The following is a 9,428-nucleotide window of genomic DNA, read 5'->3' on the forward strand; positions in this document are numbered from 1 at the left end:
GCAAGGCATGCCTTGCCCCTACTTGGTTCGCGTTCGGTCACGGTGGAATCCTCTGTAAGGAAACCGGGGTGCACGCGGTCAGCGCTTCATCGGGCAACAGTCGCGGGCGCTGGATTGGAATGCGCCCGCGGCGCGCGCGCCGGAAGCTGGAAGAAGTAATAGTGCACCAGCCATATCGCCGCCAGTAGCGCCGCAATCAGCACCACCAGCGGCAGGCTGGGTCGCCGGCGCCGCAGACGAAGAGCGGTCGGGGGTGGAGCCTGGCCGCCTCGGCCGGGGGCATCACGGGCGGGGCGCCCATGCTCCATTTGCGACACCATCTACTTCGGCGGCGGCACGCCGCCGGCGGCCCCCGTTCCCACCAGCACGCGCTCGGCGCGCGGCGGGCGCATGACGGTCTCGGCTATCACCATCCGCTTGATGGGCTTCCCGTTTTCCAGAGTGACGCGATAGCGCACCGTCTTCTGCCCATCCCGCCCCTCGGCCAGCACCCGCCGCTGACCCTTGGGCAGGTCCGGCGCCGCCGTCACCCGCATCGAGTGGGGCATGATCTCAAGCTCCGTGGACTCCTCGGTGGTAACCACGGTCAGCAGCGGCTCTTCGCGCGCGATGGTCAGTGTCTGCCCCATTTGCAGCCGCGCCAGATCAGCCCGCGGATTGAGCAGCGCGAGTCGCTCTACCGTCAGCCCGTAGGTGTTGGCGATGCCCCATGCGGTATCGCCCCGTTTGACCGTGTAAGTCTTGCTGCTGCCGGCCGCGCGTTCACCCGCCAGAGCCTGGAACGCCTGGTCGGGGGACAGGCGCTGGGCGCGCGGAATCTCCGCCTGCTCGATGCGTACCGATTCCTTGAACCTCGCCTGCTGCCCCGAGCCCGCGTAGCTCGCTCGCAGGCGCGTCAGCACCTGCTCCGCCTGCTCGCGCGACTCCACCGCCGCCGCCACTCTGCCGTTGACCAGGATGACGTGCGCGGGCACGATGACGTTGATCGCCGTCGTCAGCGCCGCGCGCGCCTGCCGCTCCGTCAGCACCGCCGGCGCGCGCGGGTCCACCCGACGCACGTCTGTGGCCTGGCGAAAGCGGGCCTGCGGCGTGTTCCCGCGCAGTTCGCGGAGCAGCTTGTCCGCCGTCGCGCGCTCGGCGACCAGGGCCACCGGCCTGCCGTCCACCGTGATCTGGTAGGCCGTCAACCCGCGTCCCTGGCGCACCAGGCCGAATGTGAGCAGGGCGATCACGGCGATGAAGAAGGCGCGTTCGACAAACAGTTGGCGGCGCAGCCTCTCGCTCCGATGCGCCCGCGCGATCGGGGCCTCGGAAGCCGCGTCCAGGGGCGCGACCTCGCCTCGGTCGCGGTCATCGCGCGCGCCCGGCGAGCGCGCGCCCCTAACAGGCGTAGCGGTCATGGCGGCACCTCCGCGGCGAAAGACGCGATTAAGGTGAGCAGGTGATGTGGAGCCTGGCCGCCCTCGGCCGGGAACTCACAGGCGGGGGCGCCTATGCTCCAGCACAGGTTCCACTGCTCGCCTGCTCTAGCCCGAATCACGCATGATTCGGGCTAAGGGCCTCTTCAGCGCCCGTATGGGCAAATCCTTCCGCTCAAGCCGTTTCCGGCTGCACCGCGGCCGCGAGCGCGCCTGGGCATGCGCCGCCCAGGACGACGGCAATGAGCCGCGCGCAGGCATGATATCTCGCGCCCGGAGCCCGCAATTGGCTGCATCACGCGGCAGGCGCCGCGCGGCAAGAGCGGAATATGCACAGCGCTGGCGCGGGCGACCACGGCCCAGCGCCCGGGAGGCGGGGGACATGACCAAGCGCATCATCCTGGATACCGACATCGGGGACGATATTGACGACGCCTTCGCCCTGGCGCTGGCGATCGCTTCGCCCGAGCTGGAGCTGGTGGGGGTGACGACGGTGTACGGCCCGGTCGAGAAGCGCGCGCGCATCGCGCGCAAGCTGCTCAACTGGGCGGGCAAGACGGAGATCCCCGTCATCCCCGGCTTCGCCGGATGCGGGGCGCCCGACCGCGAGCCCAACCAGGCGGGTTGGGCCACCGGCACGGGCCTGCAGCCGCCGGCTCAGGCGGCAGTGGACTACTTGCTGCAAGCGATCAAGAACGCGCCCGGCGAGATCACCGTCGTCGCTATCGGTCCCCTGAGCAATGTCGCGAAGTGCCTGGAGGGGGAGCCGGCGATCGGCGTGAAGATGGCGGAACTGATTGTCATGGGCGGCTCGGTGCGCAGGGGCTACGCGGGCGCGCCGGAGCCGGTGGCCGAATACAACATCGCGTGTGACGTCGAGGCCGCAATCCGGGTCCTCAACTCGGGCGCGCGGTTGACCGTCGTGCCGCTGGACGCGACGGGGACGCTGATGCTGCCCGACAGATACCTTGGGCTCCTGCGCGAGTCCACTGGGCCGCTGGCGCGCGCGCTGACCGAGCTGCTGCCCCTATGGCAGGCGGAAGGGAGAATGCGGCCGGTGCTGCACGATCCGCTGGCGGTGGGGGTGGCGTTCAACCCCGGCCTGGGGCGGTTCGAGCCCATGCGCCTCGAAGTCACCGGCGACGGGCTGACGGTGGCGATCGCGGGCGGCGCGCCCAACGCGTCGGTGTGCGTCGAGGCCGATGCCGAAGCGCTGTTCGAGCTTGTCGCCGGCCGCATCTCGGCCTACGGGGTCTAGGCGCGAGCGGCGAAGCCCCCGCGATCCGGCCCCTCCGGCGCGGCCTCCGCGAGGTGACGGGAGGGGATTCCCATCGCCGCGCAGAATCCACACCCCAACCTCGATCGCCGGCTTCAGCCGCGCATGACGCGGCGGGACGGGCACGCTCTGACCTGCGGGACGCTCAAGCCTGGGCGCATCAGCGCCCGGAAGGGAACAGTCCCCGTTCGGGGACAGTCCCGCCGCAGTGGCGCGGAAAGGTGCCTCGCCTGTGTCCGGCGCATGACGGAGACACCGCGATGACGACCCTCAAGGGCTCCAACCTCGCCGTCAACGGCGGCCAGCCGGTGCGCGTCATCCCTTTCCCCGCGTGGCCGGTGTGGGATGAGAGCGACGTCGCGGCGGTCGCCGACGCCGTGCGCAGCGGCAAGTGGGGCATCGGCGGCGGCCGCGTCGAGCGCTTCGAGGGGGAGTTCGCGGAGTTCCAGCAGGCGAAGCACTGCACCTGCGTGGTCAACGGCACCGCCGCCCTCGAGATCGCGCTGCGCGCCGTCGGCGTTGAGGCCGGCGACGAGGTGATCGTTCCCCCCTACACCTTCATCGCCACCGCCAGCGCGTGTCTCGTCGTCAACACCGTGCCCGTGTTCGTGGACATCGAGCCCGATACATACAACCTCGATCCGGCGAAGATCGAGGCCGCCATCACCGACCGCACCCGCGCCATCATCGCCGTGCATATCGCCGGCTGCCCGGCCGACATGGACGGCATCACCGCGGTCGCCAGGAAACACCACCTAACGGTCATCGAGGACGCCGCTCAGGCCCACGGGGCGGAGTGGCGCGGGCGGCGCGTGGGCGCCATCGGCGCCGTCGGCGGCTTCAGCTTCCAGTCCTCCAAGAACCTCAACGCCGGCGAGGGCGGCGCCTGCGTGACCGACGATGAGGAGATCTACCAGCGCTGCTGGTCGCTGCATAATGTCGGGCGCGTGCGCTCCGGCGGGTGGTACGAGCATCCTCTGCTGGGCTGGAACTACCGCATGACCGAGCTCCAGGGCGCCCTGCTCAGCAGCCAACTGCGGCGCGCCCCCGCGCAGATAGAGCGACGCAGCGCCAACGCGGCCTACCTTACGGAGCGCCTCAACGCGATCCCCGGCATCCGCCCCCTGCGCGTGGACGAACGGGTGACGCGCCACGCCTATCATCTTTACATCTTCCGCTATGACGCGGCGGCCTTTGGCGGGCTCTCGCGCGATGATTTTGTCGCCGCCCTCAGCGCCGAGGGCATCACCTGCACCAAGGGCTATGTGCCGCTGTACAAGGAGCTCGCCTTCCACCAGCCGGATGTTTACGCCGCCGCCTTCGCGCTCGCCGGCCGCGAGATGGACTACGACCGCGTGCGCTGCCCGGTGTGTGAGAGGGCATGCGCGCAGGAGGCGGTGTGGCTCTACCAGGCGTGGCTCACGGGCGAGCGGGCGGAGGTGGATGACATCGCCGACGCGATCGAGAAGATCCACGCGGCGGCGGTTGCGAGCTGATGCTTGCGGGCGCGAAGCGCCGCGCCGGTGCTGACATGCACAGCCCAAGAAGGGAGTGGAGATGAACGTTCTGGCGGTGGGAGCGCATCCCGACGATCTCGAGATTCTGTGCGGCGGCACGCTCGCGAAGTGCGCGGCTCGCGGCGATGCGGTGACGATGGTTTGCGCGGCCAACGGCGACTGCGGGTCGGCGACGCACAGCCGCGAGGAGATCTCCGCCATCCGCCGCCGGGAGGCCGAGGCCGCCGCCGCCGTCATCGGCGCCGACTACTACTGCCTCGACTATCCGGACCTGGAGATCCCGCTCGACATGGAGGCGCGCACCAAGCTGGTGGAGATCGTCCGTCGCTGCCGGCCGGATTTCATCATCGCCCACGCCCCCAATGACTACATGCTCGACCACCGCCACGCCGGGGCGCTGGCGGAGGTCGCCAGCTTCGACGCCACCATCCCCAACCTCAAGACTGAATCGCCCGCCTACAACCGCATCGCGCCGGTCTATTACATGGAGACCCTGGTCGGCATCGGTTTCGAGCCGACCGAATATGTGGATGTCACCGACCATTTCGAGACCAAGGCGCGCATGCTGGCGTGCCACGCCAGCCAGGTCGAGTGGCTGCGGCACCACGACGATGCGCAGGTGGACGAGGTGATGGAGGTGGTGGCGCGCTTCCGCGGCGCACAGGCGGGGGTTACCTACGCGGAGGGATTCCGGCCCGCGCAGATGTGGGGCAGGCTCGTGCCTCGCCGCCTGCTGCCGTAAAGCGGGCGACCAGGGAACCATCGGAGTCGGACGCATGTCTGAAGTGCGGCTCGAGGTCAACAACCGCTGCTTCGGCTGCGGCGCGGACAATGCACGCGGCCTGCGGATGCAGATCGAGCGTCGCGGCGACGAATGGATGTCGCGGTTGACGGTGCCCGAGCACTTCCAGGGCTGGGCCGAGATCGCGCACGGCGGATTCCTGTGCGCCGTCATGGATGAGGTCATGGGCTGGGCCGCCCGCGGAGGCGCGGGCGATGCGGTTACCGCGCGCCTCGACGCGCGCTTTCTGCAACCGGTGGCGGTCGGCCGGGAGATCGCGGTGCGCGGGCGCATGACGCAGCGCCGCGGCCGCGTGGTGCGCGCGCGGGCGCAGGTCGAGCTCGAGGACGGCACGGTGGCGGCGAAGGCCACCGGCGTGTTCGTCATCATGGCCGACGGCGGCGACTGACGAGGAGCCGCCGCCTGGCGACGTGGAAGGAGCGCTTGCCATGCCCTACTGCCCCAACTGCGGGTACGAGTATCTGCCGGCGGTGCGGGTATGCCCGGACTGCGGCGAAGCGCTGACCTGGGCGGCGCCGCCGGCCGGCGAACGGGAACGCGCAGCCAACGAACCGCTGGTGCCGGTGTACGATGCGCCGGACGAGGTGAGGGCCATCATGGTGCGCACGGTGCTGCGGGAATCCGGCATCCCTTCGGTGGTCCAGTCGGGGCGCGTGCCCTGGTATGACGACATTCCTTTCAGCTTCGACGGCTACCACAGCCGGCTGCTGGTGTTCGAGTCCCAGGCGGTGGAGGCTCGCCGCGTCATCGGTGAATACCTGCGCGACATCGAGACCGGCGAGGCGGAGCGCGCGGCGCTGGAGGGAGAGGCGGAAAGTGAGAATGCTTGACCGGTCCCGTCGCTTGGTGGTGATGGCGCTCGCCGCCATCGCACTGGCGGCTTCGCGCCCCGCGCCCGCCGCCGATGTTGCCGCGCGCCCGCCGCGGGCCATCGCCTACGCGATGTGGAGCGACCAACTGCTGTTCCTGGCCGCCAAGGTTGACGACGTCGCCATCACCGGCGCCAGCACCGGCGCCATGTCCGAAGCGTGGCGGGATGATGCCGTGGACTTCTACCTTGACATGGCGGGCGGCGTTGGCGACGCCGTTCACCCGGGCTGTGCGCGCCTGGTGGTCAGCGCCGCCGGAGGATTCACCGCCCTCGTGGGCACCGATGCCGGCGGGTGGCGGGCGCAGCCGGACTGGCTGATGGGGCTGAAGGTCGCGGTCGAGCGCGAGGGCACGCTCAATCGCTCCGATGACACCGACACCGGCTACACCGTCGAGGTCGGCATTCCCTGGAGATTCCTCGGCGGCGCCCCCAAGCCGGGCCGGCGTATCGGCTTCAACTTCGTCGTGCGGGTGCGCGGCGAGAACGAGACCTTCGTCAGCTTCTCCTCGCGCGTCGGCGCGGCGGAGGATCTCGACCGCCCCGACCGCTGGGCCGTCATGGCGCTGAGCCCCAGCGCCCGGCCCGCGATCGCCGCCAACGATGTTATCGTCTGTCCGGTCAGCTATCACCCGCCCCTGGTGGACGGGCGTCTGGGCGCGGGGGAATGGCTCACCGCGAGCGTGGTACAGCTTGACAAGCCCGCGCCGGAGCTGGTGCGCCAGCCGGCGGCGGGCAAGCCGGGGGGGCGACTGCTGGCCACCTACCGCTATGACTACCGGCTGGCGCCGACTGCGGGCGGTGCGCCGCCTGCGGGCGCGGAAGACGCGCTGCGGTTCGCGGCCGACCAGCCGCCCGACGGGCTCGGCCCCTGGTTCAGCGCCGGCAGCGTCGCGTGGCACGCGGGGATGCTGCGCCAGGCGCGCGAGGCGGCGGTGGACACGATCCTGCCGGTATACCGCGGGGATGCGGACGCGCGTCGCACCTGGTCGCGCCTGGGGCTGCTGCGCCTGGCGCAGGCGCTCAAGGACACCAAGGATGGCCGCATGAGCTATCCCCTGGTCGGCATGTACCTCGACGCGAGCAGCCTGCCCCCGAGCGGAGCCGCCGACCTCACCGCGGCCGCGGGTCGCCAGGCGTTGTGGGGCATGATCCGCGAGTTCTACAGCATCGTGCCCGAGGAGTTCCGCGCCCAGTTCGACGCCGCCGGCGGCGACCCCGCCCACGTGCTGGTGCTGGGGCCGCCGCAGGGAGTGACCGACTGGGACCGCTCCTGCTTCGACTACTGTCGCAACCAGTTCCGCCGCACCTTCGGCGCGCGCTTGCTCATCCTCGGCGACGAGGGCTGGCGGGCAAAGGCTCCCAACCTCGACGGCTACTGTTCCCTGCGGCCGGGGGTCGGGCTGAGCTATGGCAAGGAGGGCCCGCGGCCCGCGGCGCGACTGTCGCCGGGTTACCTGGGCCCCGAGGGCCTGCTGGGGCGCCACGGCGGGCACGACTACGAGCAGAGCTGGCTGAGCACGCTCGGCGTGCTGCCGGACTTCGTGATCATTGACTCCCTTAATGACTTCCCGGCCGCGACCGAGATCGCCAACAGCCGTCAGTACGGCGTGCGCTTCCTCGATCTCACTCGCGAGTCGGCGCAGGTGCTCGCGGGACGGCGCGAATACCAGGTCACCCTGCTGCGGCAGACGCTGCCGGCGGTGCTCAATCCCGGCAGCACCTACGACCTCGAGCTGCTGGTCGAAAACCAGGGGTTCCAGGATCTGACCGAGGCGAATAACGTCGAGATCAGCTACACTCTGCAGAACAAGCTTCGCCCCGACTTGCGGCGCACCGGCGTCGCCGCCCCGCGCCTGTTCGTCCGCGCCGGCCAGCGCGCGCCGATCGTGGTCAGCGTCTCCACCGCCACCGTTGACGGACCGCTGCCGGTCGGCGACTACAGCTTGAGCTTCGAGGTCACCAAGAGCTCGGTCCCCATCCTGCGCAGCCGGTGGTTCGCCAAGCAGCTGTTCGAGATCTCCCTGCCGGTGCGCCTCGACCGCGGGCCTGCCCACCGGGCGCGGGTGCTGAGCACGACCCTGCCCTCGGCCCTGGGCGCCGGCGCGCGCAAGCGCGTGCGCGTGCGCCTGCGCAACGACGGCGCCCGCGCCTGGAGGGCAAAGGAGTGCTCGCTGTCCTATCACTGGGTGCGCATGCCGGGGCCGGGGGAGGAGGCGGACGCCAAGGCGGAGGCGGTCGAGTTCGAGGGCTTGCGCTCGCCTCTGCCGCGTGACGTCGAGCCCGGCAAGACGGTCACGATGTACGCCCGGGTGGAAGCGCGCACGGCCGGCGGCGCGCCGCTGCCCGCGTGGACCCCTGATGACGATTGGACCTACCAGCTCCAATGGGATCTCGTGCAGGGCGAAGATCGCTGGTTCTCGCGCCTGGGAAGCGACGCTTACGCCGAGACGGTGGCGGTGCTCGCCTCCGACCTCGGGGCGACCGTGGTCGCCGCCGATGTGCCCGCGCGGATGGAGGCGGGCCAGGCCTACGCGGTCAAGGTGCTGCTGCGCAATGACGGAGCCGCCGCATGGGATCCCGGGCATTGCCGGCTAGTCTACCACTGGCACTATTGGGATGGCGCGGCGGTGGCGCGCGCGGAATCGCCGACCGCGCTTGGCGGCCCCGTCGCTGCGGGGGAGGCGGCGCAGGTGACGGCGCAGGTGACGGCCCCCGACGGCGCCGGGTCCTATCGCCTGGCCTGGGACCTCGAGTGCGACCCTTCGACAGGCTCAGGGTCGTCCCGAGCGCGGTCGAGGGGCGACGGGCGCCCTGCGTCGGAGACGATAGACGCCGGACCCGGCGCAATCCTCGTCCAGCCGGTGATCGTGGACGGCGGCGGTTACGAACCGCTGGACCTATCGGGGCAGCTCAACGTCGTCGCCTCGACCTTCGCCGGCCACGGCGCCCGCGGCGCCTTCGACGTTGCGACCTCGAGCTTCCCGGCGGAGTTCCTACCGCCCGACGCCAGCGGGGCCGTGCTCTACCCGGGCGCCTACTTCACCGGCGCGAGCGGTGCGGAGGCGCCGGCGCGGGTGCCGCTGCGCTATCCGCCCAAGGATCAGCGCGGCGCCTCCGCCATCGCCTGCACCGGTCAGCGGATCCCCTTGCCGCCATACCCGCTGCGCGCCATCTACCTGGCGGCCGCGGCTTCGTCACCGGTGACGGCGCAGTTCCGCATCGCCTACCCGGACGGCGCCGAGGAGGAGAGGACCCTGCAGGTGCCGTTGTGGACCGAGCCCTCGCCGCAGGATGTCATCGCACTGCGCGTCCCCTACCTGCGCCGGGCCGACGGTGATGCGCCCGTCGCGGCGCACATCTACCTGCTGCGCATCGGCGACCTCGCGCGCGCCGATGCTCCGGCCGCGCTCGTCTTGCCCGAATCCCCCCACGTCAAGCTCTTCGCCATTACCCTCGAACGCCCGCCGGCGGCGACCACCGGAGGTTCCTGAACTTGGCTCGCACGCTCATCCGCGCCGGCAGCGTCATCACCATGAACGACCGG

7 protein-coding genes are annotated in these 9,428 nt (G+C 70.8%); 6 read left to right on the forward strand and 1 reads right to left on the reverse strand.

Features of this window, described 5'->3' with window-relative positions; translation table 11 throughout:
- Positions 1 to 320 precede the first annotated feature (320 nt).
- Positions 321 to 1,400: a G5 domain-containing protein gene (locus VM221_01040; protein HUT73404.1), complete on the reverse strand. Its 1,080-nt coding sequence runs from the start codon at positions 1,398 to 1,400 to the stop codon at positions 321 to 323.
- A gap of 400 nt (positions 1,401 to 1,800) precedes the next feature.
- Between VM221_01040 and VM221_01045 the strand changes: the two genes are divergently transcribed.
- The 6 genes from VM221_01045 (at position 1,801) to VM221_01070 (ending at position 9,375) form a co-directional block, all read left to right on the forward strand.
- Positions 1,801 to 2,676, forward strand: a complete 876-nt coding sequence (locus VM221_01045) for a nucleoside hydrolase (GenBank protein HUT73405.1) — start codon at positions 1,801 to 1,803, stop codon at positions 2,674 to 2,676.
- Between the two features lie 278 nt (positions 2,677 to 2,954).
- Positions 2,955 to 4,190, forward strand: a complete 1,236-nt coding sequence (locus VM221_01050; GenBank protein ID HUT73406.1) for a DegT/DnrJ/EryC1/StrS family aminotransferase — start codon at positions 2,955 to 2,957, stop codon at positions 4,188 to 4,190.
- A 61-nt stretch (positions 4,191 to 4,251) separates the two neighbouring features.
- Complete coding sequence (locus VM221_01055) at positions 4,252 to 4,953, forward strand: PIG-L family deacetylase (GenBank protein HUT73407.1); 702 nt, start codon at positions 4,252 to 4,254, stop codon at positions 4,951 to 4,953.
- Between the two features lie 34 nt (positions 4,954 to 4,987).
- Positions 4,988 to 5,401, forward strand: coding sequence for a PaaI family thioesterase (locus VM221_01060; protein HUT73408.1), 414 nt, complete (start codon positions 4,988 to 4,990; stop codon positions 5,399 to 5,401).
- Between the two features lie 22 nt (positions 5,402 to 5,423).
- Complete coding sequence (locus tag VM221_01065; GenBank protein HUT73409.1) at positions 5,424 to 5,843, forward strand: zinc ribbon domain-containing protein; 420 nt, start codon at positions 5,424 to 5,426, stop codon at positions 5,841 to 5,843.
- Positions 5,836 to 9,375, forward strand: a complete 3,540-nt coding sequence (locus VM221_01070; GenBank protein ID HUT73410.1) for a sugar-binding protein — start codon at positions 5,836 to 5,838, stop codon at positions 9,373 to 9,375. Before VM221_01065 ends, VM221_01070 begins: the two co-directional genes overlap by 8 nt.
- Positions 9,376 to 9,428 lie beyond the last annotated feature (53 nt).

Source organism: Armatimonadota bacterium (genome assembly GCA_035527535.1).
Lineage (GTDB): Bacteria > Armatimonadota > Hebobacteria.